The organism is Luteitalea sp., assembly GCF_022842525.1.
GTDB lineage: Bacteria > Acidobacteriota > Vicinamibacteria > Vicinamibacterales > Vicinamibacteraceae > Luteitalea.
In genome coordinates this window covers 1-26,106 of record NZ_JALHPM010000065.1, presented here as the reverse complement: position 1 = coordinate 26,106, position 26,106 = coordinate 1, and the positions used below count along the sequence as shown (strand labels likewise).

Sequence of the window (26,106 nt, the reverse complement as noted above, 5' to 3'; positions counted from 1 at the left end):
CGCCGTCGGGCGACGGGCCATTCCGGCGTTCGGAGGGCGCTCCCGGGTGCTTCGTGCCGTATACCAGACGTATATGGCGCCACGTGCGCAATACGTGCGTCCATCTCGGCTTTCGAGCGGTTCTGGCGGATCGAGAGGAAGCGGAAAGCCCGTAAGTTCTTTGTTTTCAACAACTGGACGCAGTCCGAATCCCACCCTCTCCGCCAAATAAGTCATTTAGAATCAGATGTTTAAGTGGATGGGCTAAGCCCAATTTCGGCACCGATCTTGCGGTTCGATACATCATGTATGCTGTAGTTCCGCTTCTGGTGGAACTGCGACATGAACGATATATCCAGCCAAGTCGCTGGCACCGGTGCCCCTGAGTCGCTGAGGCTTCGCCAACAACTAAGGTCCGTGTTGCGGGCCAGCACTCAGTTCGTGACGATCGACTCGGCGGTCGAGGCGCTCGGACTGGACCGCCGACGAACTGCGAAACTCCTGTCTCGCTGGGCTCAACAGGGCTGGCTCAAGCACGTCCGGCGCGGACTGTACGCCCCCGTCGCGCTCGACACGACCGCCGACAGGTTCGTCATGGAGGATCCGTGGGTGCTGGCCGCACGGCTGTTCGAGCCTGGCTACATCGGCGGATGGACGGCCGCGGAACACTGGGATTTGACCGAGCAGATCTTCCGCAGCGTCTGTGTGTTCACGACGAAGCCGATTCGGAAGAAGGAACAGACCGTCGTCGGTGTGCCGTTCGCCTTGAAGCGAGTCGCACGCGACGCGATGTTCGGCACGAAGTCGATCTGGCGTGGCCAAGTCAAGGTGGCCGTGTCCGACCCGGCCCGCACCATTGTTGACATGCTCGCCGATCCCGCCGTCGGTGGTGGCATTGCTCATGTGAACGAATGCCTGATGCGCCACCTGGCGGCGACCGACACGCGGTCACAGGCGCTCGTGGATTACGCGGACAAGCTGGGCAACGGGGCGGTGTTCAAGCGCCTCGGGTTCTTGGCGTCGCGCCAGCCCGGTTACGAGACGCTCGCCGAGGCGTGCGCGAAGAGGCTCACGGCCGGCAACGCCAAGCTGGATCCGGCGTTGGCCTGCCCTCGGCTCGTCAGGCAGTGGCGGCTTTGGGTGCCGGACCGCTGGAAGCGCCGAGGTCCGTCGTGATTGACCGACGCGAGATCCTCGACGTTGCCCGCGACCTGGGGCTGCAGGCGCAAGTCGTCGAGAAGGACTACGTGCTGGGCTGGCTCCTCGCCGGCATCTACAACCAGGAACGCCTGCGCCCGACGTGGGTATTCAAGGGCGGCACCTGCCTCAAGAAGTGCTACTTCGAGACGTATCGCTTCTCTGAAGACCTGGATTTCACGCTGACGGACGAGTCGCACCTCGACCCGCCTTTCCTCGTCAGTGCATTCGGCGATGTCTCTGCGTGGGTCTACGAGCAGACAGGCATCGAGATCCCAGCCGGCCAGCTTCGGTTCGACGTCTTCCAGAATCCCCGGAATCGGCTGAGTTGCGAAGGCCGTGTGTACTATCGCGGTCCGATTGCGCCTTCAGGAGGGAACCTCCCGCGCATAAAACTGGACCTCACGGCCGACGAACTACTCGTCAAGCCGCCGGTTGAACGAGTCGTGGCCCACCCGTACTCGGACGCACCAGCCTATGGCATCACGTGTCGGTGCTACGACTTCGACGAGGTCTTCGCCGAGAAGCTCCGCGCGCTGAGCGAACGCGGCCGACCGCGGGACCTGTACGACGTCGTGAACTTGTTCCGGAACGGACAGTTTCGCGATGCGGCGGCGGCCATTTTGAGTCTGCTGCAGCGGAAGTGCGCGTACAAGAGTGCGGCAGTGCCGTCGCCGGCGGTGCTCGCCGCGCACCGAGAGGAGTTGGAGGCAGACTGGACGGCGATGCTGCAGCACCAGCTGCCACAGCTCCCGCCATTTCAAGCCTTCTGGGACGAACTCCCCGCGATCTTCCAATGGCTCACGCATGCGGTCAGCCCTCCTCGGCCGGCGGCAATGCCGTTGGCGGCGGGCGACGTTGTCCTGCCGTCCAACTATGGGCGTTCGCGGTCGACGTCCTACGGCTCGGGCTTGTTGGAGATCATCCGATTCGCCGCTGCCAATCGGATGTGCGTAGACCTGGACTACGACGGCGAGACGCGCCGCATCGAACCGTACTCGCTGCGGCGGACCAAAGACGACAACGTCATTCTGCATGCGATCAAGGTGTCAACCGGCGAATCGCGCAGTTACCGCGTGGACCGCATGCAGGGTGCGCGCGCCACGTCGCAGGGGTTCGTGCCGAAGTACGCTGTTGAGTTGACGCCCAGTGGCCCGATGTTCATTCCAGACACGGAGCGATCGGCGACGACAGTGTCCGACGGCGTTGGTCGGACACGCCATCCCTCCGCGCGTCCCGGCCCCACCTACGTGTACCAGTGCACGCTCTGCGGGAAGAAGTTCAGGAGGAAGACCCGAGATTCGGGCCTGCGCGAACACAAGACGCCTGATGGCTGGGCGTGCCGAGGTCGTCGAGGACACCATGTCGACACTGAATACTGAGCCCGATGGCTCGACGCGGCCGAGTGAAGCCCCAGGCACGTTCATTGCGGTGTCGCGCGGCAGGGCTGCAGCCCTCTTTCCAGAAGACGGCGAGTGGTCGGTGCGCGGCTTTCCTGCCGGTGACGCGAAGGTAGACGTCACCTTCAGAACGGCCTACGAAGACAGGGGCTTCGAGGCAAGAGTACCCCGATGGCTCTTCGCCGAGGTGAGGGGGCGGGCGGAGTCTCTCGAGGATGCGATACGTCGATTCCCGAATGCCGCACGAGCTCTGACACCGGTCTTTGACGTTGCCCTGAATACAGCGGTCGAGGACCTGGAACTCCATTTCGCGTTCGATGCGACGCTCGAGCGCACCGAACGCGCGTTCTTCCAGAACTTTCTCCCCGACGGCCAGCCGACGTTGAGGCAGACCCGCCCCGTCAAGGCCACGCTTCTTTCGGCGCTGACCGACGCCGTCGGGCGAAGCCCGGACAGCGTTCGGCTGCACCGTGCGGCAGCTCACTACCAACAAGCCCTGCGCTTCTGGGGGTTGGGAGACGAGACGCGCGCAGTCGGCCAGCTGTGGATGGGCGTCGAGGCCCTGACTCCAGTCGCCAAACGGGCGCAGTTCGAAAGAACGGGCGCAATCAGCCCTGCGGAACTCGCCAAGGCGCTGGGAGTTGAGCTAAAGCAGCTCGACCCGACGCTTCGTCGACGTGTGATCCTAGGAGACGACGAGCAGTGCTACAAGACGGTCACCGATGTGTCCAATGGATTCGAGCATGGCTATATGCCGCTCGATGCACTGCGGAAGCTGGCCAGGGAGGTACGCGACCAAGCGGCTACGTATCTCCGCACAGCGATCTTGGACCTGAGCAATGTGCCAACGGCACCAAGGAACGAGATGCTGGTCAGCCCATACGACAGCCCACTCATCGGGTTTCCCTTCACGAAATACCTCCGCGGCACGATCAGCGGTTCAGGTGACCCCGCGGCGCCGGGACAACGCTATCCATTGGTTGAATGGCGCACAGACATCCGGAGCCTTCGGAAGACTGACGACGGTTGCCATGACGTTCAATGGAACGAGAAGATCACGCCAAGGATGGGCCCGCAGATGCAGATGACGAAGATCAGCGTCGAACTATGGAGTGGGGACAAGCACACCGGCACCCGCGCCACCATGAAGCGAGCGGACGTCGAGCGCGATGGCGCCGTCCACGACGTCACCAGGTCTCTGCAACTCAACGGACGACCGGATGGTGCTCCACCAGACCTTGATGGTGAAGAACAATGATGAGCAGAACATCACGTCTCGCTGAACAGGCTGCGAAGCGCCGGTCTCTGGTGTTGCCGATGCACCTCGTGGCGCATCCAGTTCTTTGAGGCTGGCGGCAAGACAATGGAGAGCATCTCGCCCCGCCGAGTCAGAACAGCCCTCTGCGATCAGGAAGGCTTCTATCCCTTCAGGAGTCTCGTCACCGGGAATCTTTCGTCTCTGGAGGAGCTAGCGCTTGCCGAGCGGTTCGCGAGAGCCATCGTCCTACACGACGCGATGGTGATGGAAGGCGAGCCAATGCCGGCGCCAGAGGACGAGCACGAGTGGAGCGAGGAGGAGATCGCGGCCGGCGGGCGCAACGTTATCGTTGCGTTCATGCCGGACTTAACTCCCTATGGCGCTCTGTTCGGTCGAAATCTCGGCCCCGACCCGCTGCGCGACGTAACGTTCGAGTTGTCGGAACCCCTGAAGGCCCTCGCCATCGAGATGTCGGGAGCCGGTTCTGGCGACCCCTACCATCGCGCTCATGAGCGCTACCTTCACAAGCTCACGAGTACGCTACGGTCTGGCGCGAGCATCGTGTGTGGTGGCGCAGTTGGTTCGGCACTACGAGTCAGCGCTAGCCAGTATCCCGAGCAGTTGTTCGCTGTCCTTGATCGAGAAACTCAGGAATTTGCCCGAGAAGCACATGCGGCCCACCTGGGAGTGGCTGTGCCGCCCATTCTTTCAATCGCCCTGAAGCGATGCGATTCGCGCGAGAATCTCGTGAATCGTTTGATCGAGCTTCGTGACGAATGGCACGAGCCGCGAGCCCGCCTGTGGGACTTGATCGAACAGCTCCGCGCCTCATCTGACGTTCGTGAGATGCGCACGATACAGAGGGAGCTCGGCCGCGTGTCGGAGGCAATGTCGCCGGGTGCACCGGCGATCGCGATTGAGCCGTCACGGGTCCTCTGGGATCTCGTAGCCGGTGCCGCAAGCGCTGGCGTCGCCGTCGCGACCGAAGGGCCGATCTCGCAGGTCGTCGCGATCGCCACCGCAGCGGGCGCCGCCATTCGTGAGCTGCAGCCAGTAGTCGAGTACATCTTCGGCCGAGGGGCTATCGATTTGGCAAGGCGGATCCGCTCCGAGGTCATCGTGGCGAGCAGGACGCCGGAGCTGCTAGACCGCTTTCTCACCGACCAGGAAAGGCGAGCGCTGAGGGGTTGAGGTTGTCGGCTATCGGCCGAATCGGGCAGCAGGCGCCTCCGATGATGATCGAGGTGCGGTATACGAAATGTATATGGCGCCGCGTGCGCAATACGTGCGTCTACCCGGGCCTTTGAGCGGTTCTAGCGGATCTGGAGGAAGTGGAAATCCCGTAAGTTCTTTGTTTTCAACAGGTGGACGCAGTCCGAATCCCACCCTCTCCGCCAACAATAAGTCATTTCAGGTCAACAACTTGCAGTCTTTCAATGGCTGAGCTGTGCCTGTTTTGTACCTGACACCGGCACTTGGGTGGGTTTTCCACCCGCGAAGCCCCGCGTCGCGGTGGGCCACTGCCTGCGCTACTCGCAGCGAATCGCCGGCAACGGATCGGCCCGCATCGCGCGTCGCGCCGGCACGAGGATGGCCACGCCGGCGATGACCGCGAACAGCCCGGCGGCCGCCACGAACACTCGCGGGTCGGTGGGGGCCACGCCGTAGAGCAGCGTCTCGACACCCCGGGCCAGCGCGAGCGCCCCGGCACTGCCCGCGACGAGGCCGACAGCCACGAGAGCGCCGCCCTCGCGGGCCACCATCCGCAGAATGTCGCCGCGGGTGGCCCCGAGGGCGAGACGAATGCCGATTTCGGCGGTGCGTTCGTGCACCACGAACGACAGCACGCCGTACAGGCCGATGGCGGCCAGCAGCGCGCCGATCGCGGCGAACAGGCCGATCAGGCTGGCGTAGAGCCGCGGTCGCGCCACCGACGAGCCGACGATGGTGTCCATGGGCGTGACGTTGAAGACGACGGCCTCGGGCTCCACCGTGCGCACGAGCCGGGTCAGGTCCGCCGCCATGGCGGCGGAGGTCGCAGGGCCGCGAATCACGTAATACGCGCCGGCAGGAAAGATCGGCATACCGCGTTGCCACTGGCGTAGGTCGACGAAGAACTGCGGTTCCGGCGACTTGTCGAGTCCGAATTGGCGAACGTCGGCGGCAATCCCGACAACGGTCCACGGCGCGACGTCGCGTCCGACGAAGACGGTCCGGCCGACGGCGTCGCCATTCGGAAACTGCTGCCGCGCGAGCTTCTCGTTGACTAGCACCACGCGAGGCTGACTGGCGTCGTCGCGCTCGTCGAAGCCGCGCCCGGCGACGATGCGCACATCGAGGGCGCGTAAGTAGTCGCGGCTGACGAGGCGGGCGTCGGCGGCGTCCGGTGCAAACGTCCGCGTGGCGTCCGGAGTGGTCCACAGACCGCCCGCCGTGTCCCGGAGCTGCACCATCGGAATCTGATTCGCGTAGGCGGCGACCTCCACGCCGGGCAATGCGCGCAGGCGTTCGGTCACCGCGTCGGCGAAGGTCAGCACGCGATCGTCAGGATAGGTCGTGGCTGGCAGGCCGACCTGGAAGGTGAGCACGTGGCTGGTGGCGTAGCCGGTTGGTGCGGCCGTGAGCTGCTGTAGGCTGCGCCCGAGCAGCACCGCCAGCACCAGCAGCGTCATCGCGCAGGCGACCTGCGTCACGACCAACACGCGGCGAGCGCCGGTAGCGCGCCGTCCGCCGACCGTCGCCGTACCGATGGCGCGAAAAGCACCGAACACATCCGCGCGCGAGGCGCGCAACGCGGCGGCCACGCCGGTCACGAGTCCACAACCCACGGCCAGAACGACGGCGAAGAGGAGCACCCGTCCGTCGAGCGTCACGTCATCGAGCCGCGGGAACGAGGAGCCGCCCCAGCCTGGGCCGGAGCTGGTCAGGTCGATCCTCGGCAGCGTCGTGGCCAGGGCGCGGAAGCCCTCGAGTGCGCCTCGAGCGACGACGAGTCCGGCCGTGCCCCCCGCCACGCCGAGCAGCGCGCTTTCGGTCAGCGCCTGTCGCGCTAGGCGACTCTGGCTGGCTCCGACGGCTGCGCGCACCGAGAACTCGCGGCGACGGGCGATCGTGCGCGCCAGCAGCAGATTGGCCACGTTGAGGCAGGCGAGCAGCAGGAGCACCGCGACGGCGGCGGCAAGGACAAGCGCGGCGGGCCGCACCGGACCGACGAGTTCGTCGCGTTCGTTGACGAGCTCGTAGCGGATCTCGGGCGCGTGCTGACGGATGGTCCGTACACGTGGCTCCAATTCAGCGAGCGCGGCGTCGATCGTCGCGCCGGGGGCGAGGCTCGCGACCATGCGGCCACGGAAGACCACGCCGGGGCCGACGGCGAGGGGCGCCGCAGTCCAGGCGACTGTTTCCGGTCTCGGGAAGGTGAACGAGGCTGGCATCACGCCGACAACGACGAGCTGGCGGGTGGTGCGTCGTCCGAGCACGGTGTCGAACGTCAGCGACCGTCCGAGCACGTTGCGGTCGCCGGCGAAGTAACGTTGCCATGCGGCATGGCTGAGGACGACTTCCTGCGCGCCGTCTGGCGGCGGCGAGGGCAGCCGCCCGATCGCCGGCTCCACCCCGAGCGCGCGCCACGCACCGCTCGTGAGGGAGCCGACAGTGACAGCGCCCGCGCCGTCGACGCCGCGCACGTTCATCACGCTGGCTCCGGCCACGCCGAGGCGATCGAGGTGTCGCAGGTGCTGTCCGAGCGAGTCCAGTTCGTCGGCGCTGAACCCGACGTCGCCGCGGCGAGGTGGCGCGTCCGATCCTGGCGGTGGCGGTGTGTGCGCGATGAGACGGACGAGGTTGCCGCCGCCGCCGGCGTAGGGCAGGGGCTTCAGCAGGAGCGCGTCGATGACGCTGAAGATGGCGGTGGAGGCACCGATGCCGAGCGCCAGTGTGCCGACGACCGCGACGGCAAAGAGGGGTGTCCGGCCCAGGGCCCGCAGGCTGTGGCCGAGGTCGTGGCGCAGGTCCTCGAGCCAGGCGACCGAGCGGGCGTCGCGATGGCGCTCGCGTACCTGGTCAGCGCCGCCGAGTGCACGCCGGGCCGCGAGGGCGGCGTCGGCAGGGGCCATGCCGCGCCGGACCAGGTCGTCCTCGATCAGGCGCACGTGGGCGTCGAGCTCACGCGTCAACTCGCGTTCGGCGCGATCGCGCCGCAGGAAGGTCCACAGGCGCAGCCACCGCTGTCGCATCCCGTCTCCTCTCACGGCTCGTCGCCGAGCAGCCGTTCGACGAGCCCAGCCAGGCGCCGCCATCGCGCGGTCTCGCCGCCGAGCGCGCGCGTGCCCGCGGCCGTGATCCCGTAGAACTTGGCTTCCCGGTTGTGTTCGGTGGTGTCCCAGCGGCCCTTGATCCAGCCCTTCTGCTCGAGGCGCACGAGGGCTGGATAGAGCGTGCCCTGATTCAGCAGCAGGGGGGCGTCGTCGGTCATCTGCGCCAGCCTCGCGGCCAGCGCGTAGGCATGCAGCGGGCCCATCGTACTGAGCGCGCGCAGCACGATGAGGTCGAGCGTGCCCTGCAGGAGTTCGGTGCGCTGTCTTCCACTTGCCATGCCAGTGGAGCGAACACTACGCCGCACTCTACTGGTCTGTCAAGTAGAGTGACACGGCGGCACGGCCCACGGGCTCGCACTGACGAGGCGCGCTTGCGGCTGACGTAGCGCGGCTCGCTCAGACGGAACGGCGTCAGTCGAGCCTGAGCGCGACGAGCGGATCTGTTCGCGACGCACGGCGTGCCGGCAAGGCGCACCCGGCAAGCGCGGCCAGTAGCAACACGGCACCGGATACGGTCAACGTCAGCGGGTCCCAGAAGGGGACGTCGACCAGCTGGGTGCTCAGCAGTCGATTGCTGCCGAGCGAGGCCACGCCACCAACGGCCAAGCCGACGAGTGCAGGCGCCAGGCCGCCGCGCGCGACGAGCCAGGCGACGCCACCTCTCGTGGCACCCAGCGCCACGCGGACGGCCAGTTCCTTCGAGCGTCTGGCGACATCCTGCGCCAGCATCGCAAACAGGCCGACCGCCGCGATGGCCAAAGCCGCCACGGCAAACGTGAGCGCCAGCCCGCTGTTGACCCCGCGCCGCCAGTAGGTGCCCGCCCGCCATTCGGTGAGCGTGTAGGGGCCGAGCCACAGGGGCACTTCGGGATCAACGTTCTGGACCACACGGCGCATGTCAGCCCTCAAGCGTTGGGGCGGCACCGCGGTTCGGGCCAACACCCATGCGCCTCGCGCCGGACGTTGACGGAGCGGCAGGTACACCAACGGTTCAATCTCCGCCTGGGCCGGGTCGCCTTGCCGCAGGTCGGGTGCCACGCCAACTACCGTCAGCCACGGACCGGCGGTGCTGCCGGCGTAGAGACGAATCCGCGCGCCTAGGGCGTCGCCCTTCGGCCAGTGCGTCTGCGCGAACCGGCGACTCACAATCAGAGCCAACCGGTCGCTGGTGCCATCGCGTTCGTCGAAGTCGCGTCCCTGCAGCGACGACGCGCCCAGCACCTCGAAATAATTCGGGCTCACCGCCATGGTGCGCACTTGCGGCCGGGTGGCCGAGTCTGGTGCGATCGCGCCGTCGATGTCGAACGCCGCCCGGCCGCCACGCTGGGCGACGCCGGAGTCGCTGAAGGCGACTGCCTGAATCTCGGGAATGCCGCGTAGACCCTCAGCGACGCGGTCCAGGTAGCGGAACTGTGAGGCCGTGTCGGGATAGCGGCTCGCCGGCAGCATGGTCAGGGTCGTGAGCACGTGTGACGGGTCGAAGCCCAGATCCCGTCCCTGGACGATGAGAAAGCTGCGGGCCAGGACGCCGGCGCCCGACAGCAGGAGCACTGCAAGCGCCACCTGGGTCGCCACGAGCGCGTGAGCTGTGCGTCGTCGGCCGCGTGCACCGACCGCGCCGCGGCCGCCGTCACGAAGGGCCGTCATCACGTCGAGCACACCCATCCGCACCGCCGGGGCGAGGCCCACGGCCACGCCGCTCAGCGCCGTGATCCCCATCACGTAGGCGATGATGCGGGCGTCCATGCCGTAGTCCAGCAGTTGTGCGGCCCACGGCTGCGTCGGCGGCACGGCTGCGGCGCTGTACGCACGCAAGAGCAGCCTCGCCACGCCTGTGCCAATAACGCCGCCACCGAGCGCCAGCAGCAGGCTCTCGAACAGCTGCTGGCGGATCACGCGGCCGTGTCCGGCACCGAGCGCCAGGCGGATGCTGGCCTCGCGCGTCCGCTCGAAGCTGCGGGCGAGCAGCAGGCTGGCGATATTCGCGCATGTGATGGTCAGCAGCACCACCACGCCGGCCCACAGCGCGCCGTAGATCGCCGCGGCGTCCCGGCCCACGAACATCGCCGCAAACGTCTGCACCCATGGCGTGATGCCCGCATTCGTTTCCGGATAGGCCGTGGCCAAGCGGACGCCCACGGTCGCGAGCTCGCTCCGAGCCTCGGCCGCGGTCACGCCTGGCGCGAGTCGCGCCACCGCGAACCAGAGACGACGGGCGCTGCGCGGCTCTCCCGTGACTCGCGGACCGATGGGTAGCCAGAGGTCCTGGTTCTGGGGGAATACGAACTCCGCCGGCATGATCCCGACGACCGTGGTCGCAACGCCATTGATGCGGACCACGCGTCCGAGCACGCCCCGATCGCCGAGCAGCTTCGCCTGCCAGAACCGGTCACTCAGCATCACGACAGGAGCGGCCCCGGGCCGATCGTCGCCCGCGACGAAGTCACGTCCCAGCGCCGGGCGCGCGCCGAGCAGCGTGAACGTATTGGCTGTCACCTCGGTGGCGGTGGCCGTCTCGGCCCCGGTGCCCGCATCGAAGGCCACGCGCAGGTCGGCCACGGCCGCGATGTCGGCGAAACTCCGCGTGGTCGCCCGCCAGTCGAGCACGTCCTGATACGACACGCAGCAATCGCGTCCGGTCGTCAGATACACGAGGCGGTCCTGGTCGGTTAGACCGGCGAATCCGCGAAACAGGGCGGCGTTGGCCACGGTGAAGACGGCCACGTTGATGCCGATACCAAGCGCTAGCACCAGCACGGCACCCGTGGTGAACCGCGGCGCACGCCACAGGCTTCGTCCCGCGTAGCGCAGATCCATCCAGGCCCTCTCCAGGACCGGGAACCCACGCGCCTCGTGCACAGCCTCTCGGGCCGCGACACGGCTGCCGAAGCCGACGGCGGCGAGGCGGCGTGCCTCAGCGGGGGAGTGGCCCCGCCGCTGGAGTTCCGCGGCGGCCAGGTCCAGGTGATGCTCGAATTCGTCATCGAGTTCGGCGCCCGTCTCCCGTCGGGTCAGGACGGACCACAGGCGGATGATGCGGCTACGCCAGCGGGCGGTCACTTCGCGTCGCCCCCCGCCGGTGCCAGCACCCGTCCCATCACGGCGGACAACCGCGCCCAGTAGGACTTCTGCTCCGCCAACTGCTTCCTCCCAGCCTTCGTGATGGCGTAGAACTTGGCGCGCCGGTTCGCCTCGGACGTGCCCCAGTCGGCGGCGATCCAGCCGCGGTGCTGGAGCCGCACGAGCGCCGCGTAGATCGTCCCTTGGTTCAGCAGGACATCGCCGCCGCTGCGTTGCTCGATGCGTCGGGCCAGACCGTAGCCGTGCTGTGGGCCCATGGCCGCGAGCGTCTGCAGCACCATCACGTCGAGGGTGCCTTGCATCAGGTCGAGCTTGTCAGTGCGTCCCATCGGTCCTCTGGTGTCGTGCCGGAGATCATTCGGGATAGCCGCGGAACAGGATCGCGTCCACGACCGTGAACACCGTGGTGTTCAGTGCCCGTGCAAGCGCCAGCATGGCGACGGACGCCAGGGTGTAGGTCCAGTCACAACGACTCGAAGCCAGAGTGCATTCATGTGGTGTGGCCACAGGAATAGCGGATCGCGCTGTGGGATGTCCACGGGAAAGTGGGCCGACTCGGCAGCCGGCTGCCGCAGACCTTACGCCGGCGCGTCCGATTCCCGGTTGACCACGGCCGCTGCCGCCGCTACTGTGCGCCGATGGACGCACTCCGCGATGTGGCGTACGCGTGGCGCCACTGTCGGCGCGCCCCAGGGTTCACCGCTGCCGCGACGCTGACCTTTGCCCTTGGCATCGGCATCACGACCGCAGTACTCACCGTGGCGAACGCGGTTCTGCTTCGGCCGCTGCCGTTTCCCAACGCCGATCGACTCGTGCGGGTCGTGGAGGCGCCGTCGGCCGGAGCGACCGACGGTGGCCAGGCGCAGGTCGCCGTTGAGCCCGAGGAGTTCGCCGACCTGCGCGACACCATCACGACGCTGTCCCACCTTGGGGTCTACACGTCAGCCACCGCCACACTCACGGGTCGTGGCGACGCTGAGCCGCTCTCCGTGACCCGCATGTCCGCCTCGTTCTTCGGCATGCTGGGTGCGGCGCCGGCCCTCGGGCGGGACTTCGGCCCCAGCGAAGAAGCGGGTGGTCCAGCGACAGTCGTCGTGCTGAGCCACCGCGTGTGGCAGCGCATCTTCCTGGGTGCCACGGACGCGCTTGGTCAAATCGTAGAGATTGATGGCCAGCCCGTCACGGTAATCGGCGTCATGCCGCCCGGCTTCGGCTTCCCCGATGCGCTGACCGATGCGTGGATGCCATTCCGGCCCACGCGGCTGCCGGGTCGCTCGCAACGCTTCGCGCTCTACGGGGCACTCGCCCCCGGCGTGCCACTGTCGGAGGCGTCGGCCGCCGTCAGCGCAGCCCTGCAGGACCTCCGCGGATTCCCATCAGTCGACGATTACCGCGCCGCGGGCGAGCGATTGCCGTTCGAACTCGTGACGTGGAAGGAAGACATGGTCGCGCCCGTGCGCCCGGCCCTGGTCCTCCTGACCGTGATGGCGGCGCTTGTCTTGCTACTGGCGTGCGTCAACATCGCGACCCTGTTGCTCGCCCGCGGCACCGCTCGACAGCGCGAGATCGCGACGCGGGTCGCCCTGGGCGCGAGTCCAGGGCGGATCGTGCGTCAGCTCGTGACCGAGAGTCTCGTCCTTGCGATGGGCGGTGGCGCCGCCGGCCTGGCGCTGACGGCAGCCGCAGTACGCGGCATCACCGTCCTCGGCGTCACCCTGGAGCGTCGCGACTTCAGTCTCGCGTCGCGCCTGCCACGGCTCGAGGAGGTGCACATCGACGCCGGGACGCTGGCCATCGTCCTCGGCCTGGCCGTGGTCAGTGCGCTCGTCGCCGGCCTGTGGCCCGCGCTCCGTCTCACCCGCATGTCGGCAGCGCTCACGTCGTGGGCGTCGCCGCGCGTCGCCGGGGCTGGGAGTCGGCGGTTCGCGGCACTGGGACTCTTGGTGATGGCGCAAGTCGCCCTGTCTACCGCGCTGCTCGTCAGTGGCATCCAGGTGATGACCAGCTTCGTCCACGTCCTGCGCGCCGACCTTGGGTTCGAGACCGACCGCCTGCTGACGTTTCGCATCGCGTTTCCGGCGGGACGGTACAGCCGCGAGTCGCTCGAAGCGTTCAATCACCGCGTCATCGACGCGCTCGGTAGCGGGGCAGGCGTCGAGGCCGCCGCGAATTCGTCGCAACTCCCGTTCGTGCGGTCGGTGGCCGGCGCGATCGCCTCGACGGCCCCGGCCGTGCCAGGCGGGGAGGTGGAGGAGGGACCGCTTGCCACGCGCACGGTCAACGACTGGGTCCACCACGAGTGGTTCCACGTCATGGGCCTCCGCATCGTCGATGGACGAGGCCTCGCGGCCACCGACGATGCCCGCGCTTCGCGGGTCGTGGTCGTGAACGAGGCCCTCGTCCGGTCTGGCCTGCTTGGGAACGTCCCGGTGGGCCGGCGTCTGTATTTCGGTGCCGGCAGTGAACCCTGGGAGGTCGTCGGCGTCGTCCAGAACTTCGTGCGGTTCGGGCTCGGCGAGCCCGAGCGCCCGGCGGCGTACTTCGATGCCCGGCAGCGGCCCGCCTTGCCCGGCATGCCAGGTCGGGGGCCGTACGTCGTGGTGAAGACTCAACGGCCTGGCCTCGACGCGCTAGTGGCCATCCGCTCGGCGGTTCACGCGGTGGACGCCGACGCGACGGTCATCGATGTGGCCACGATGGACGACATCGTTGGCAGCGTCCGCGCCCGGCCGCGCTTGTATGCCGCACTCACGACGGTGTTCGCTATTGCCGCGCTGCTGATCGCCTCTGCGGGCATCGCCGGTGTCGTGGCCTACGTCGTGGCCCAGCGGCGCCACGAGACAGGCATTCGGCTCTCGCTGGGCGCGACGCCGGCACGGGTGGTGGGGGAGTTCGTCGCGGAAGCCGCGTGGCGGACGGCCGCCGGGACGGTGGCGGGTCTCGCTGTCGCCGCGGGCCTGGCGACGTGGCTCCGGGGGATGTTGTTTGGCGTCCAGCCGCACGAGCCAGGTGCCTTCGTCGGCGCTGCCATCGTCATCGCGATCGTGACGATCGGCGCCGCGGGTGTACCAGCGCGGCGCGCGGCGAGCGTCAATCCCGCCGAGAGTCTGCGAGCGGAGTAGGAGATGCGCCCTCGACGAACAGCAGTGGGCCGTTGACCTCAGCGCTACGAGGCCGATTTGGCGCGCGTGGCTCGGCGCACCGCTCCTCGTTGGCGGAGGGCGACCCCGGCCGCGGTGGCGGTTAGCAAGGCAAGCACGAACATCGAGAACACCGGCAGTGTGCGTGCCAGGTAGTCGAGCGCCCCAGGCACCCGTTCCGGCGGCATCGTGGCCATCAGAAGCATCGGATTGATCACTGCCGCGTGTACGGTCATCGCCGCGCAGACGGCCAGTGCGCCGCTCATGGCGCGCGAACCCATCGCGACACCTATCAGGGCGCCCATGGAAAGGCACGGGAGCAGAGTCACGCCCCGCCAGAAGACCGTGGCCGGCACGTACTGGTACATCGGCACTCGCACCACAATCTGTCCCCCGAGCCAGAAGGCACCCCAGGTCAGAGGCAGGAGCAGTACGAGTCCGACGATCCCGACAAGCGAGAAGGTGAACGGCGCCTCGCGGATCGGTGCGATGGCCAGCTGCGCGACCGTGCGTAGTACCTGACGCCAATACCACCACCTGGCGACGCGCGCACCGTCACGGCTGGCGATGGCGAGTCGTTCCTCGTGGAGGTCGCCCACGATGGCGTCAGCGTCGGCCGGGGTCGTGAACAGAGCGATGCACCACATCATGCGAGGCTGCCTTTCAGCGAGAGTCCATCTGCCATGCGGCGCAGCGCGTCGTGCGTGCGCTCGACGATAGCGATCCCCTTGGCCGTGACGCGGAAGTGCCGCTTCGCCCGACCGCCTCGCTCCGCCGTGGGAGCGCCAACACGCGATCGGACGAAGCCTTTCGTTTCCAGGCGCCCCAAGGTCGCGTAGATCGCGCCCACCGACACGTCCCGCCCCGTCCGGAGCGCAATCTCCTGTCTCACGGTGACGCCGTAGGCGTCGTCGCCGAGGCGGAGCAGCGCCAGCAGCACCAAGTGTTCGAATTCGCCGAGGTAGTCGCCCGCCATTACAACTACAATATAGAACAAATAAAGCACCAACGGTCAATGCCCAACTGATGTGCCTCGGGATGTGGAGTGCGCGCCGACGCGCGCGTGACCTCAGGTTCGGTCTGCGCCGCGGTTCCAGGCCTGGCAGGGCGCGGGCGTCGCCTGTTGACTTTCGACAGGAGGCTGCAGATACTCCTGTTGCAATTCAACAGGAGTGCGCCCGTGAGCCCATCCGCTGAAGTTCCATACGGCACTCTCGATCTCATGGTGCTGAAGACCCTCGAGGGGCTCGGACCGCTCCACGGTTACGGCATCGCGCGGCGGATCGAGCAAGTCACCGACGGTGGCTTGGCGCTGAATCAGGGCACGATCTACCCCGCGCTTCTCCGTCTCGAGCAGAAGGGCTGGATCAAGAGCGCGTGGGGCACGAGCGAAAACAATCGACGTGCCCGGTTCTACAACATCACCGCTCGCGGTCGTCGGCAGCTCGCTGCGGAGGCCGATCTGTGGACGCGGACCGTCGCGATGGTCGGCCGCCTGCTCGGGTCGCAGTCATGATCACGGCGCTCCGGGTGCTGGTGGCACGGTGGGTGGGCGTGGTCACTGGGCGTTCCAGAGACGCACGTTTGACCGAAGAGGCCCACGCGCACATCGACGCGCTCGCCAGCGAACATCGTGCGCGCGGCCTCACGGACTACGAGGCTCGGCTGGCAGCCCGGCGCGATTTCGGCGGCCTCGACCAGATGTCCGAGGCACATCGCGAGCAACACCGTCCGGTGTGGCTCGAGGCGCTGGCCCACGATCTCCGACTGGCGGTGCGCCGCCTCTGGGCCGAACCGTGGTTCTCGGCGGCGGTCGTCGTGGCGCTCGCGATCGGCATTGGCGGGTCCGTCTCCGTCGTCGGTGCGGTGACGGCCATTGCCTGGTCACAGCCGCCATTTCCTGAACCACACGAAGTCGTATCAGTGGGCACGGTTGACGATCGAGGACGGCGCGCCGACGTCTCCTGGCTCGACTTCCAGGAGTGGCACGAGGCTGCTCGCTCGTTCGAAGACCTGGCCGCCTTCTCTGGAGTGTTCTTCACCCTTGGGGTCGACGGTCATGGAGCGGAGCGCGTGCAGGGCGCGTTCGTGTCCCACGGCCTGTTTGGCGTGCTCGGACTGCGACCCGAGCGGGGACGCGACTTCACGCCTGGGGACGACCTGCCTGGCGCGGCGTCTGTCGCGCTGGTGGGCCGCGCCACGGCCGAATCGCTGCTCGGCGGCGTCGAGCGGGCGATCGGCCAGAGCGTGCTGCTGGACGGCGTGCCCACAACGGTCGTTGGCGTGATGCCACCGGAGGTGTCGTTCCCGTTGACCGGAGGCGTGTGGCGGCCGCTGGTCCACCAGACGGGCCTTCGCGAGAGTGCCCGAGATCGGCGCGTGCTGGGGACGGTGGGCCGGCTTGGCCCTGGTGTGAGGCCGGAAGCTGCTCTCGCGGAACTGACCGCGATTGCGGCTCGATCGCCCCGAGACGCGGCGACGACCACGGTTCGGGTCCGTCCGACGCTCGTGACGTTTCGAGAGCGCTTCCTGGGACGCTCGACCGATCCGGTACCGCTGGCGCTACTCGTGGTCGCGGGGATGGTCCTGCTCATTGGCTGCGCCACGGCCGCGACGCTTCTCTTCGCGCGGTCGACCTACCGAATGGACGAGGTCGTGATGCGGGTGGCCCTCGGTGCCTCGCGATCACGACTCACGGCCCAGCTTCTCGCCGAAAGCGCCGTGTGCGCCGTGGTGGCTGGAGGGCTCGGACTTGCTGTGGCGAAGCTTGCCCTGCAGCGGTTCAGCGTCGAGCTGTCGGGCGCCGGACTACCTCCCTGGGTGCGCTTCACGGTCGAATGGCGGGTCGTCGCCATCGCGCTGGCGGCGACGCTGACGGCCACGATACTCGGCGGCCTGGCGCCGGCCCGCCGACTCACCACCGCTGCTCTGGCCGGCGTGCCCGGACGCATGCGCGGCACTGATGGCCGGCCGACGCAACGCTGGATCCGCGGGCTGCTCATCGCCAAGGTCGCGCTCACCCTGGTACTGCTGTCGACATCGGGCTACCTCCTCACCGGAGCCCTGGCCCTGTGGCGAGCGGACCAAGTCGTCGACACGACCGGCGTGGTGACGGCGCGTCTCGGGATGTCGGGGCCGGCGCTGGTTCACCGGGATCAGCGACTGGCGATGCTGCGCCGGCTCAGCGAGCGCCTGCAGGGACGTCCCGACATCGCGGCCGCGTCGTTCGCCACAGCTCCACCCTTTGCCCCGGCACCCTCGCGCCGAATGTCGCTCGGTGGTCGCGCCGAGATCGACGATGCGCTCACCGCCCGGGTGGTGGGTATCGATGCCGCGTACTTCGCCACCGCGGGTGTAAACCTCGTGGCCGGACGTACGTTCGCCGATGGCGACAAGACAGCCACGGCACCCGTGGTCATCGTCAACACGGTCTTCGCCGAGCGGCACTTCGGTGGCGCGGCGATGGGCCGGCTCGTGCAACTCGCACCGTCGGCCACGGAATCCCCGCGTGGGCCCTGGGCGACCATCGTTGGGGTCGTGCCGCCGTTGCGCCATTCTCCCCGTCCCGAGGCCGAACCTACGGTGTACGTGCCACTCGCGCAGGATCTGCCGTTGACGGTCTTCGTCATGGTGCGTGCGGCCGAGGGTGTGCCAGTGGCCGACATCCTGCGGGACGAGCTCGTGAGCCTCGACTCAGCGTCGGTCCTCTACGCCTGGCAGACACTTGGCCGCCTGTCCGAGATCTCTCGATGGACCGTGCGGACCGTTGGGGGCATCGTCGTCATCCTTGGCACCTTGGCCCTATGCCTGGCCGCGCTCGGCATCTACGCGGTGACCGCCTACGCCGCCGGAAGACGCGTGAAAGAGGCTGGGGTTCGAGTGGCCCTCGGGGCCACCGTGCCGGACGTGGTGCGGCTCTTCGTGCGCGGTACCCTCGGCCCCGTGGCGCTCGGCCTCGCACTGGGCGTGACCGCCGGATGGGCCGCGTCGCGGGCGTTGCTGGCACTGGTGCTCGATGGCGTTGAGGTTGGTACGCCGATGCTGCTCCCGGCGGCCGCGCTCATTGCTTTCGTTGCCGTCGCGGCTGCGGTCCTACCCGCGCGCCGAGTGGCGGCACTTGATCCGGTGCAGTCATTGCGCTGCGACTAAAGGGGCGGCCATGCTGACGGTCCAGGGACTGCGCAAGAGCTACGGCGGCGTCCAGGCGCTCCGCGAGCTCAGCTTCACCGCCACGCCTGGCCGGGTCATCGGCCTGCTGGGACCGAACGGGTCCGGCAAGTCGACGACGATCAACTTGCTGACCGGGCTGATGCGTCCGTCGGCGGGCACCGTCTGCTGGCACGGCGTGGACATCCATCAGCAGCTCGTGGCGTATCAGGCGCTCCTCGGCTACGTCCCCGAAGAGCCGCGACTCTACGCCTACCTCACCGCGGTCGAGTATCTGACGCTCGTCGGCGGGCTTCGCGACCTCGATGGGACCGTCGTCGCGCGACGCGTTGACCGTTTCCTGGAACTCTTCGGCCTCGAGACCGACCGCTACTCGCCCCTGTCGTCGTTCTCGAAAGGCATGCGGCAAAAGGTGCTCATCTCCGCGGCACTGCTGCACGACCCGCAGGTCGTGATTCTCGACGAGCCGGACTCCGGACTCGACGTGGCGTCGACCTTGATGCTGCGCAGCGCCGTGCGGACGCTGGCACAGGCGGGGAAGACCGTTGTCTACAGCTCGCACGTTCTCGACATGGTCGAGAAGATCTGTACCGACGTGATCATCCTGCACCACGGAACCGTCGTCGCGCAGGATTCGGTGGCACGTCTGCGCGAACTCTCGAAGGCGCCGTCTCTCGAGGCGGTCTTCGCCACGTTGGCTGTGGACGACAACGTGGATGCGACGGGTCGAGCCATTGCGGAAGTGGGGACGCTGTGAGGCGGCCCGCGGCGTGGCGGGCCGAGGCGCGCCAGTTCCGCCTGCTGGTGGGTGTGTCGTACCGTCGTCTGCTCGATGCCGCCCTAGCCTCGCGCGATGTGGATGCGGAGCAGTTCGCCCTGTGGGGCGCGGCGCTGCTGGCGACGCCGCCACTCTATGCGGCCATGATCTGGCCGAGCCGGTATCCGTGGTTGCGGCGCCAGGGCTTGGACGTGCTCCACACCGCGGTGGTGAGCGACCGCCTGTTCTTCGTCGCATGGTCACTGCTCGTGGCTGTGTTGGTCGGGGCGCTGCTATGGGACGCGTTGTTCCCTGACCGCACCGACCAACAGGTGCTGGGCGTTCTGCCGGTCCGAAGTCGCACCGTGGCGGCGGCTCGGTTGGCGGCGGCGCTGACCACGGTGGCAGTGCTGCTGGTGGCGATCAACCTTCCGGCCGCCAGCCTCACTGCGCTCAGCGGCGCAGTCGACCCGTCCGTGGGCAGGGTGCCTGGCATCTTCCTCGGGCAGATGGTGGCGACGGTGACCGCGGGCATCTGCGCCTTCAGCACGCTGCTCGTGATGCGAGGCGCCGCGGCCTGGCTGCTCGGCGCGACGGTGGCCTCCCGCATCGCCGTGGCGTTGCAGTTCGTGTCGGTGCTCGCCACGTTCCTGGGTCTGATGTTCTTGCCTGGGCTGTTGGCCGTCATGATGCGCCAGGTGCCTGCAGGCACTGGCGTGCCGCTGCCGCCCGTCTGGTTCATGGGGCTCTACGCCTGGTTCGCCGGTCCCTATGCCACCGTACTGGCGCCCCTCGGCGTCTGGGCCAGCGGCGCCCTGGCGGCAAGTGTGACGCTCGCCCTGGCCGTTTACGTGCTGCCCGCGCGGTTGGCGGCGAGACGTGCGATCGAAGCGCGCGACGGAGGCCAGGGGGCGCAGCGGCTGTTGGCACCGCTGTTGGCGGCGGGTGCCGTCCTGCGTCGTCCCAGCGCCCGCGCCCGCTACGCGTTCGCGGTACTGAGCCTCACGCGCAGTCGCCGGCATCTACTCATCGTCGCGAGTTACCTCGCGCTCGGGGTGGCACTCGGGGGCGTGCGGGTGCTGTCACAGGGCGTCCGCGGTCGACTCTCCGTGGACCAGCCAGCCGCGTTCCTCGTCGTCATTCCCTTGGTCCTGATCTTCTTCCTCGTGCTGGGGCTGCGAGCCGCGTTCGCGGTGCCGACGGACCTGGCCGCCAACTGGGCCTTTCGCATCGTGGGCCCCAGGAGCGTGCTCGAGAGCCGGTCTGCTGCGCGCCTCGCCTTCTACACCGTGGCTGTCTTCCCCGTGGTGGGATTGGCCGTGGCGGTGGCCGGATGGCAATGGGGGACAGGGGTTGGCCTGCGGCTAGGCGCCATGCACCTGGCAGCCGGCGTGATGCTGACAGAGGTGGCGCTGCAGGGCCACGAATCTGTGCCGTTCACGAAGTCTCGCGCGCTCTCGACGTCGTCGTTGAAGGTTGGTGTGGCGCTCGCCATCGGGCTGATCTACTTCGTGGCGTTCCGCTTCGATGGTCTTCAGCTGTGGGCATTGGCCACGCCGTCGCGGGCGGCCGCCTATGTCGTCTCACTCCTCCTCGCGGCCGTATTCGTCGCGGTAACCGGTCGCCACCGGTCACGATCCGAACTGGCGACATTCGACGCACCAGACGATCACGCGGTCACGCAACTCAAGTTGTCGGAAGCCAGCCTCTGAGTGGGGAGCCCATGCGCCGGATGGTGGTCCTGTTCTCGCGTGTGCTTGACGTCGTCTTCCGCGGACGTCGCGATCGGCGCGTCTTCGAGGAGGTGCAGCAGCACCTCGACCTCCTCACCGAAGAACACCTGCGCCGAGGTCTGTCCTTGGCGCAGGCGGAACTGGCGGCCCGGAAGAGCTTCGGTGGGGTCGACCAGGTGATCGCCAGCTATCGGGACCAGCGGGGCTGGCCGTGGTTGACCCGGCTCACGGAAGACACGTGGTGTGCGGCTCGCCAGATCAGCCGCGACATGCGTTTCTCTGCCGCGGTGGTCGGGGTGCTCGCGCTCGGTGTCGGCGTGAGTCATTTGTTCCTGACGCTGACCTATGCCCACACGATGCGGGGGCTGCCGATCCCAGCAGTGGACCGCGTGATGTTCGTGTCCACGGCGACCCGGCAGGGCCCGCTTCAGGGGTTGTCGTTTCAGGAGTTTCGCGACCTCCAGGCGCTGCCCACGTTCAGCGATCTGGCGGCGTTCTCGAATACACAGGTCACCCTCGGGGGCGAAGGCGACGTCCCCGATCGCATCGACGCGGCCTACGCATCGGCCGGCGGCTTTGAGGTCGCCGGGGCGACCCCCGTGCATGGCCGCCTGATTACCGCCGCCGATGATCGTGTCGGCAGCGTGCCGGTGCTGGTACTGACTGAGCGCGTTTGGCGCGACCGCTATGGGACGAGTCCAGACGTGCTGGGACGCACGGTGCTCGTGGGCGGTCAGGCGACGACCGTCGTCGGTGTCGTGTCTGATGCCTCCGGCTTCCCGAGTCCGGCCGCGGTCTTCCTCCCGCTGGCGCATCAACCTGGCATCGTGGACGCCGCCAGGGACGCACGCAGTCTGCGCGTGTTCGGGCGGCTCGCGGATGGCGTTGAAGTGACGGATGCGGCAGCAGCGGTCGGGGCGGCGAGTACCAGATGGGAGGCGTCGTACCCGACATCGAACCGTGGAGTAAGAGCGGTGGTCGTGCCCATCAACGAGCGCTATAACGGTCCAATCCAAGGCTGGCTGCCGTTCATGCTGGCGGGCTTGATCGTGGTCGCGGTGGCCAGCGCCAACGTCGGCAATCTGCTGCTCACGCGTGGCGCCGCGCGCGCACGGGAAGTGGCCATCCGTACGGCCCTTGGAGCGAGCCGAGGGCGCATCGTCCGCCAGCTGCTCATGGAGAGCACGTTGATGGGTGCTCTCGCCAGCGCGCTCGGCCTGCTCGTCTCTCGCGTCGCACTTGCGGCCTATCGAGCAGGGGTGCCGGACAACATCCTGCCGTACTGGATCGACTATTCGCTCGACCGCGTGGTGGTGATGATCCTTGTGGCCCTGGCCATCGCGACGGTGGCCGCGTGCGCGTTGGTTCCCGCGTTCGTGGTGTCCAGAGCCGATGCCGCGTCGGTCCTCAAGGACGGAGGCCGGGCCGAGACTGGGCGACGGAGCCGGGGATGGGCGTCGACGGCGTTCCTCGCTGCGGAACTCGCCCTCGCGGTCGTGTTGCTGACACAGGTCGGGGCCGCGACGGTGAACTCGCTCGCGCACGACGTACCCACGAACCACCTGCTCGACGACACCGACGTGTTCACGGGTGCGTTGACACTCCCCGTCAACGGCGAGGCGTCGGCCGAACGGCGGCGCCAGTTCCTCGCCCACGTGCTCGAGCGGATGGCCGCGCTGCCCGGCGTGACGATGGTGACGTTGAGCAGTCACCTTCCGCTCGGTGGCGCGTTTGGGCGGCGGCTTCGCATCGCCGATAGACCGGCTGGAGCTGGAGCGGAAGAACCACAGATTGGCGCGCTCGACGTTGCCCCGGGCTACTTCGAGACCCTGGGATTGCCCGTCACCCGAGGACGGTCTTACGATGTCGCGGACGCGCGTTCAGAGGCCGCGACCGTTGTCATCAACGAGCGCCTGGCGAGTCTGTATTTCCCGGGCGTGGAACCCGTGGGGCAGCGCATCGCGGTGGTGCCAGAAGGCGCGGCCACGATGGCGCCGGAGTGGCGGACGGTCGTCGGCGTTGTGGCGGATGTTCGCCAACGCCCTGTGCCCGAGGTGCAGCCCCTCGCGTACTTGCCGATGGGTGGTGCACCGTCCGCGACAGCGTGGCTGATGGTGCGGTCCGCCGCGAACGCAGGACGGCTGGCCGCGCCCGCGCGGGAAGCGCTGCGACAGATCGACCCGGCCATCCCGCTCTCGAACCCGCGCACCCTGGCAGCCGCAACGCGCGACTTGACGTGGGCCGGTCGGATTAGCGCCAGGCTGGCGCTTGTGGTGTGTCTGGCCACGTTCATCCTGGCCACGGTCGGCCTCTACGCCGTCGTGGCGCATCGTGCAGCGCAGCGGCGCCGCGAGTTCGGGCTCAGGGTCGTCCTCGGTGCCCGAGCACCAGCGTTGGTAGCACTGGTGACGGGGCATGTGCGTGCGGCGATGGGCATCGGCCTCGTGGTCGGCGTGGCCGGCGCCGTCGCGTGGGATCGCGCGTTTTCGCCAGTGCCTCAGAAGGCGTTTCGCGTGGCCGACCCCCTCGTGCTGGCCATGGCGCTTGGCGTGCTGGTCCTCGTCGTCGTCCTCGGTTGCGCGTTGCCTGTCCGCAGAGCGATCGGCGTCTCGCCAGCGAACCTGCTGCGAGAGGAGTAGGTCACGCGTGGCACTGGCTCAGGCCTGACGCCGACCCGTGTTGACGCGACTGCTGGAGCCTGCCAGTATCCGCCCATGCGCGTGGTTACGTGGCTGCTCGCGGCCGCCCTGATCAGTCACCTGCCTGGCCAGGAGGATGAACTCGTTCCATCGCCGTATCTGGCCGACCGCTACACCGCGCCGGCCGAGGCACCGTCGACGGCGATGCTCGCGGCTCGCGAGGAACCGGGCGAACGCCTCGTCGTGAGCGGCCGAGTACTGTTCGGATCTCAGCCCGTGGCAGGGGCGTCGTTGTTCGTGTTCCAAACGGATAGGAATGGCGCATACGCTCCAGGTGTGACAGGCAATGACGCGGAACTCAATCCCAGGCTCTACGCGTTGCTCCGCACGGATCCGGAAGGGCGCTACAGTTACGAGACGATCCGACCGGGCAGCTACGACGGAAACGCGGCCCACGTGCACTACATCGTCAAAGCGATGGGCTACAAGGCACGCATCGTCGACCTGTGGTTTCAGGATGACCCGATCCTTGCCGCGAGGCGCGCGGCCGGTCGGCCGGAGGTCACGGACGCGCTCCGCAATACCCCGTATTACAGGGCGTCAGCCGAGGTGATCGCGATCCGCCCCGTCGTTCGAGACGCGAACGGCACGTGGACCGCGACGAGGGACATCCGAATGTTCCGGAAGTAGGCAGGCTGGCCCGCCTCGCCATCTCGCAATCACTTGCGCGGTGAGACCGGCGAGAGTCGCGCTGAGCCGTTCCGCCCAAGAGGCGCCCAGCTGTCTCGTCTTCATCGCTTTGGGATCGGACCAACAATTCCATCGCCTCGGACGTTTAACAGGGTATGCACGAGGCCGAAGGGGCGCCGACCGCCACGACCGCGCAAAATGAGCGGCTCGCGACGCTCTTCGACGCTCACGGGGACCGGCTGTACCGCCTCGCGCGCCGGCTCGCCCCGAGCGCTGACGACGCGCTCGACCTCGTGCAGGACGTGTTCGTGCGACTCGCCAAATCGCCGCAGCCGGTACCTCACGGTCTGAGCGCCGAAGAGGCGTGGCTCGTGCGTGTGCTCGTCAACGTACGTCGCGACCAGTGGCGCAAGGAGTCGGTCCGGCGGAGGGAGGCGGAACGCTCGGGACCGCCCGTCGCGGAGATTCCAAACCCGGAGACTTCGTACATGCGGCGCATGACGGTATGGCGCGCGCTCGATGCTCTGTCGCCGAGGCGGCGGGCGGTCGTGGTCTTGCACGAGCTCGAAGCCATGCCGGCCTCCGCGATCGCCTCTCTGCTCGGTATCACCACCATCACCGTTCGCTGGCACCTCGCTCGCGGCCGCCGTGAACTGGCCAAGCGCATTCGTCAGACAGGAGCTTCACATGAACAACCTGACCCAGCTGTTGCAGGACGCTGACCCGATCCGTCATGAAGCCTCTCGCCTTGTCGCCCAGCGAGAGCGCCTTCGGGCGGCCATCACTACGGCGAGCCCGGCCGTGGCTCGACCGTCGCGACGGGCAGCGCTCTCTCGGGTCGCTGCACTGGTGGCGGCCGCGACGATCGCCCTCGTGGTCGCCTACGTGTCCGGCGTTCGCCTGACTACACCGGTTGCCGCGCAGGTGCGATTCGAGGTGCGGCTGGCGGAGGAACGTTCCGCGCCTGGACTGGTCGTGGCGCAGGTCGAGAACACCGGTGAAGTGATCTATCTCCATCCGGAAGCGGTGGTGAGTAACGGGGATGTGGCCAGCGCGGTCGCAATCGGCGGGACACCGGGGTTTACCGTGGAAGTGCAGCTGCTCCCGAGTGCCGCCGAGCGCCTGCGCCAGGCGACCGGCGCCCACATCGGCCGGCCGGTGGCGATTCTGTTAGACGGCCGCGTGGCGATGGCGCCTATCGTGCGGTCACCGATTGGCGAGGCTGCCGTCATCACGGGGCAGTTGACAGAGGCCGAGGCACACCGAATCGCGGAAGGCGTGAGCCGCCGCTGAGACAGAGGCTGCATCCCCCCGTATGCGAAGTGGCTACTCAGCGTGTTACCGCTCGAGGAGTTCCGGCCAAGGCCGGGCGGTTCTACTCGCCGAGCACTGACCACTTACCCTAGTCTCAGGGCTTCGAATGCGGCCATATGGGCGACAGGCGTAGCCTGCAGTCTGGCCAGTGTGACGCCGAGCGACGTGATCAGTTGTCGGTGAGCGGCAACACGCGGTCCCTACCGCGGAGCCTCAACGCGCCGGGAACAGCGCCTGCAGGCGGTTCATCCAGGCCTCGCAGGCGGGCAGCGCCTCCTCGAGCCACTGGCGCGCCTCGATTGCCGTCAGATGGGGCCGCACGCGATCGATGTCGCCAAGCAGGCGGGTCCGAACGTTCTGACTGCCGACGGACACGGCAGGCTCGACGTCCTGGGCGGCGAACGGGCTCATGCCGGGGACGAGCCGCATGACCGT

Annotated in this window: 21 protein-coding genes; 13 read left to right on the top strand and 8 right to left on the bottom strand. The window is 67.9% G+C overall.

Going from position 1 to position 26,106, the window contains the following annotated elements; translation table 11 throughout:
• Nucleotides 1-321: 321 nt before the first annotated feature.
• The 4 genes from Q0C41_RS14445 (at nt 322) to Q0C41_RS14430 (ending at nt 5,025) form a co-directional block, all read left to right on the top strand.
• The gene (locus tag Q0C41_RS14445; protein ID WP_367079219.1) at nt 322-1,155 is read left to right on the top strand and encodes a type IV toxin-antitoxin system AbiEi family antitoxin; all 834 of its coding nucleotides are present in this window, start codon (nt 322-324) and stop codon (nt 1,153-1,155) included.
• A complete protein-coding gene (locus Q0C41_RS14440; protein ID WP_291984527.1) occupies nt 1,152-2,558 on the top strand; it encodes a nucleotidyl transferase AbiEii/AbiGii toxin family protein in 1,407 nt (468 codons plus the stop codon). The genes Q0C41_RS14445 and Q0C41_RS14440 overlap by 4 nt, the downstream gene beginning before the upstream one ends.
• The gene (locus tag Q0C41_RS14435; RefSeq protein WP_291984525.1) at nt 2,506-3,834 is read left to right on the top strand and encodes a hypothetical protein; all 1,329 of its coding nucleotides are present in this window, start codon (nt 2,506-2,508) and stop codon (nt 3,832-3,834) included. Before Q0C41_RS14440 ends, Q0C41_RS14435 begins: the two co-directional genes overlap by 53 nt.
• 105 nt (nt 3,835-3,939) lie before the next feature.
• Nucleotides 3,940-5,025, top strand: a complete 1,086-nt coding sequence (locus Q0C41_RS14430; RefSeq protein ID WP_291984523.1) for a hypothetical protein — start codon at nt 3,940-3,942, stop codon at nt 5,023-5,025.
• Nucleotides 5,026-5,363: 338 nt separating this feature from the next.
• On the opposite strand, the gene Q0C41_RS14425 is transcribed toward Q0C41_RS14430, so the two are convergent.
• From Q0C41_RS14425 to Q0C41_RS14405, 5 genes are all read right to left on the bottom strand, one after another.
• Complete coding sequence (locus Q0C41_RS14425; RefSeq protein WP_291984521.1) at nt 5,364-8,069, bottom strand: ADOP family duplicated permease; 2,706 nt, start codon at nt 8,067-8,069, stop codon at nt 5,364-5,366.
• Between the two features lie 11 nt (nt 8,070-8,080).
• A complete protein-coding gene (locus Q0C41_RS14420) occupies nt 8,081-8,428 on the bottom strand; it encodes a PadR family transcriptional regulator (protein WP_291984519.1) in 348 nt (115 codons plus the stop codon).
• A 133-nt stretch (nt 8,429-8,561) separates the two neighbouring features.
• Nucleotides 8,562-11,210, bottom strand: coding sequence for an ABC transporter permease (locus Q0C41_RS14415; RefSeq protein ID WP_291984517.1), 2,649 nt, complete (start codon nt 11,208-11,210; stop codon nt 8,562-8,564).
• Complete coding sequence (locus tag Q0C41_RS14410; protein ID WP_291984516.1) at nt 11,207-11,560, bottom strand: PadR family transcriptional regulator; 354 nt, start codon at nt 11,558-11,560, stop codon at nt 11,207-11,209. Before Q0C41_RS14410 ends, Q0C41_RS14415 begins: the two co-directional genes overlap by 4 nt.
• A 25-nt stretch (nt 11,561-11,585) precedes the next feature.
• The gene (locus Q0C41_RS14405) at nt 11,586-11,738 is read right to left on the bottom strand and encodes a hypothetical protein (protein ID WP_291984514.1); all 153 of its coding nucleotides are present in this window, start codon (nt 11,736-11,738) and stop codon (nt 11,586-11,588) included.
• Nucleotides 11,739-11,869: 131 nt separating this feature from the next.
• Here Q0C41_RS14405 and Q0C41_RS14400 point away from each other — a divergent pair, with 131 nt between their 5' ends.
• Nucleotides 11,870-14,353, top strand: coding sequence for an ADOP family duplicated permease (locus tag Q0C41_RS14400; RefSeq protein ID WP_291984512.1), 2,484 nt, complete (start codon nt 11,870-11,872; stop codon nt 14,351-14,353).
• A gap of 44 nt (nt 14,354-14,397) precedes the next feature.
• On the opposite strand, the gene Q0C41_RS14395 is transcribed toward Q0C41_RS14400, so the two are convergent.
• Both Q0C41_RS14395 and Q0C41_RS14390 read right to left on the bottom strand, forming a co-directional pair.
• The gene (locus Q0C41_RS14395) at nt 14,398-14,970 is read right to left on the bottom strand and encodes a hypothetical protein (protein ID WP_291984510.1); all 573 of its coding nucleotides are present in this window, start codon (nt 14,968-14,970) and stop codon (nt 14,398-14,400) included.
• 47 nt (nt 14,971-15,017) lie between these two features.
• Nucleotides 15,018-15,347: a PadR family transcriptional regulator gene (locus Q0C41_RS14390; RefSeq protein WP_291984508.1), complete on the bottom strand. Its 330-nt coding sequence runs from the start codon at nt 15,345-15,347 to the stop codon at nt 15,018-15,020.
• 204 nt (nt 15,348-15,551) lie between these two features.
• On the opposite strand from Q0C41_RS14390, the gene Q0C41_RS14385 reads away from it, so the two are divergent.
• From Q0C41_RS14385 to Q0C41_RS14350, 8 genes are all read left to right on the top strand, one after another.
• On the top strand, nt 15,552-15,887 hold the full coding sequence (locus Q0C41_RS14385) for a PadR family transcriptional regulator (RefSeq protein WP_291984506.1): 336 nt from the start codon (nt 15,552-15,554) through the stop codon (nt 15,885-15,887).
• Nucleotides 15,884-18,520 (top strand): ABC transporter permease, encoded by a 2,637-nt coding sequence (locus Q0C41_RS14380; RefSeq protein ID WP_291984504.1) that lies wholly within the window; start codon nt 15,884-15,886, stop codon nt 18,518-18,520. The genes Q0C41_RS14385 and Q0C41_RS14380 overlap by 4 nt, the downstream gene beginning before the upstream one ends.
• Before the next feature lie 10 nt (nt 18,521-18,530).
• On the top strand, nt 18,531-19,295 hold the full coding sequence (locus Q0C41_RS14375) for an ABC transporter ATP-binding protein (RefSeq protein ID WP_291984502.1): 765 nt from the start codon (nt 18,531-18,533) through the stop codon (nt 19,293-19,295).
• Complete coding sequence (locus tag Q0C41_RS14370; RefSeq protein WP_291984500.1) at nt 19,292-21,007, top strand: hypothetical protein; 1,716 nt, start codon at nt 19,292-19,294, stop codon at nt 21,005-21,007. Before Q0C41_RS14375 ends, Q0C41_RS14370 begins: the two co-directional genes overlap by 4 nt.
• Nucleotides 21,008-21,018: 11 nt before the next feature.
• Nucleotides 21,019-23,667 (top strand): ABC transporter permease, encoded by a 2,649-nt coding sequence (locus Q0C41_RS14365; RefSeq protein WP_291984498.1) that lies wholly within the window; start codon nt 21,019-21,021, stop codon nt 23,665-23,667.
• 75 nt (nt 23,668-23,742) lie between these two features.
• Entirely contained in the window at nt 23,743-24,357 is a 615-nt protein-coding gene (locus Q0C41_RS14360; protein ID WP_291984496.1) for a hypothetical protein, read from the top strand.
• 155 nt (nt 24,358-24,512) lie between these two features.
• Nucleotides 24,513-25,079, top strand: coding sequence for an RNA polymerase sigma factor (locus Q0C41_RS14355; protein ID WP_291984494.1), 567 nt, complete (start codon nt 24,513-24,515; stop codon nt 25,077-25,079).
• Between the two features lie 151 nt (nt 25,080-25,230).
• Nucleotides 25,231-25,650 (top strand): hypothetical protein, encoded by a 420-nt coding sequence (locus tag Q0C41_RS14350; RefSeq protein WP_291984492.1) that lies wholly within the window; start codon nt 25,231-25,233, stop codon nt 25,648-25,650.
• Between the two features lie 234 nt (nt 25,651-25,884).
• On the opposite strand, the gene Q0C41_RS14345 is transcribed toward Q0C41_RS14350, so the two are convergent.
• On the bottom strand, nt 25,885-26,106 hold a 222-nt coding region (locus Q0C41_RS14345), incomplete at its 5' end, for a hypothetical protein (protein ID WP_291984490.1).

Excerpts from the sequence above, each read along its gene's own strand:
- Q0C41_RS14445 (WP_367079219.1), top strand. The coding sequence starts at position 322 with ATGAACGATATATCCAGCCAAGTCGCTGGCACCGGTGCCCCTGAGTCG.
- Q0C41_RS14435 (WP_291984525.1), top strand. The coding sequence starts at position 2,506 with ATGGCTGGGCGTGCCGAGGTCGTCGAGGACACCATGTCGACACTGAAT.
- Q0C41_RS14430 (WP_291984523.1), top strand. The coding sequence starts at position 3,940 with ATGGAGAGCATCTCGCCCCGCCGAGTCAGAACAGCCCTCTGCGATCAG.
- Q0C41_RS14425 (WP_291984521.1), bottom strand. The coding sequence starts at position 8,069 with ATGCGACAGCGGTGGCTGCGCCTGTGGACCTTCCTGCGGCGCGATCGC.
- Q0C41_RS14420 (WP_291984519.1), bottom strand. The coding sequence starts at position 8,428 with ATGGCAAGTGGAAGACAGCGCACCGAACTCCTGCAGGGCACGCTCGAC.
- Q0C41_RS14410 (WP_291984516.1), bottom strand. The coding sequence starts at position 11,560 with ATGGGACGCACTGACAAGCTCGACCTGATGCAAGGCACCCTCGACGTG.
- Q0C41_RS14400 (WP_291984512.1), top strand. The coding sequence starts at position 11,870 with ATGGACGCACTCCGCGATGTGGCGTACGCGTGGCGCCACTGTCGGCGC.
- Q0C41_RS14390 (WP_291984508.1), bottom strand. The coding sequence starts at position 15,347 with ATGGCGGGCGACTACCTCGGCGAATTCGAACACTTGGTGCTGCTGGCG.
- Q0C41_RS14380 (WP_291984504.1), top strand. The coding sequence starts at position 15,884 with ATGATCACGGCGCTCCGGGTGCTGGTGGCACGGTGGGTGGGCGTGGTC.
- Q0C41_RS14375 (WP_291984502.1), top strand. The coding sequence starts at position 18,531 with ATGCTGACGGTCCAGGGACTGCGCAAGAGCTACGGCGGCGTCCAGGCG.
- Q0C41_RS14365 (WP_291984498.1), top strand. The coding sequence starts at position 21,019 with ATGCGCCGGATGGTGGTCCTGTTCTCGCGTGTGCTTGACGTCGTCTTC.
- Q0C41_RS14360 (WP_291984496.1), top strand. The coding sequence starts at position 23,743 with ATGCGCGTGGTTACGTGGCTGCTCGCGGCCGCCCTGATCAGTCACCTG.
- Q0C41_RS14355 (WP_291984494.1), top strand. The coding sequence starts at position 24,513 with ATGCACGAGGCCGAAGGGGCGCCGACCGCCACGACCGCGCAAAATGAG.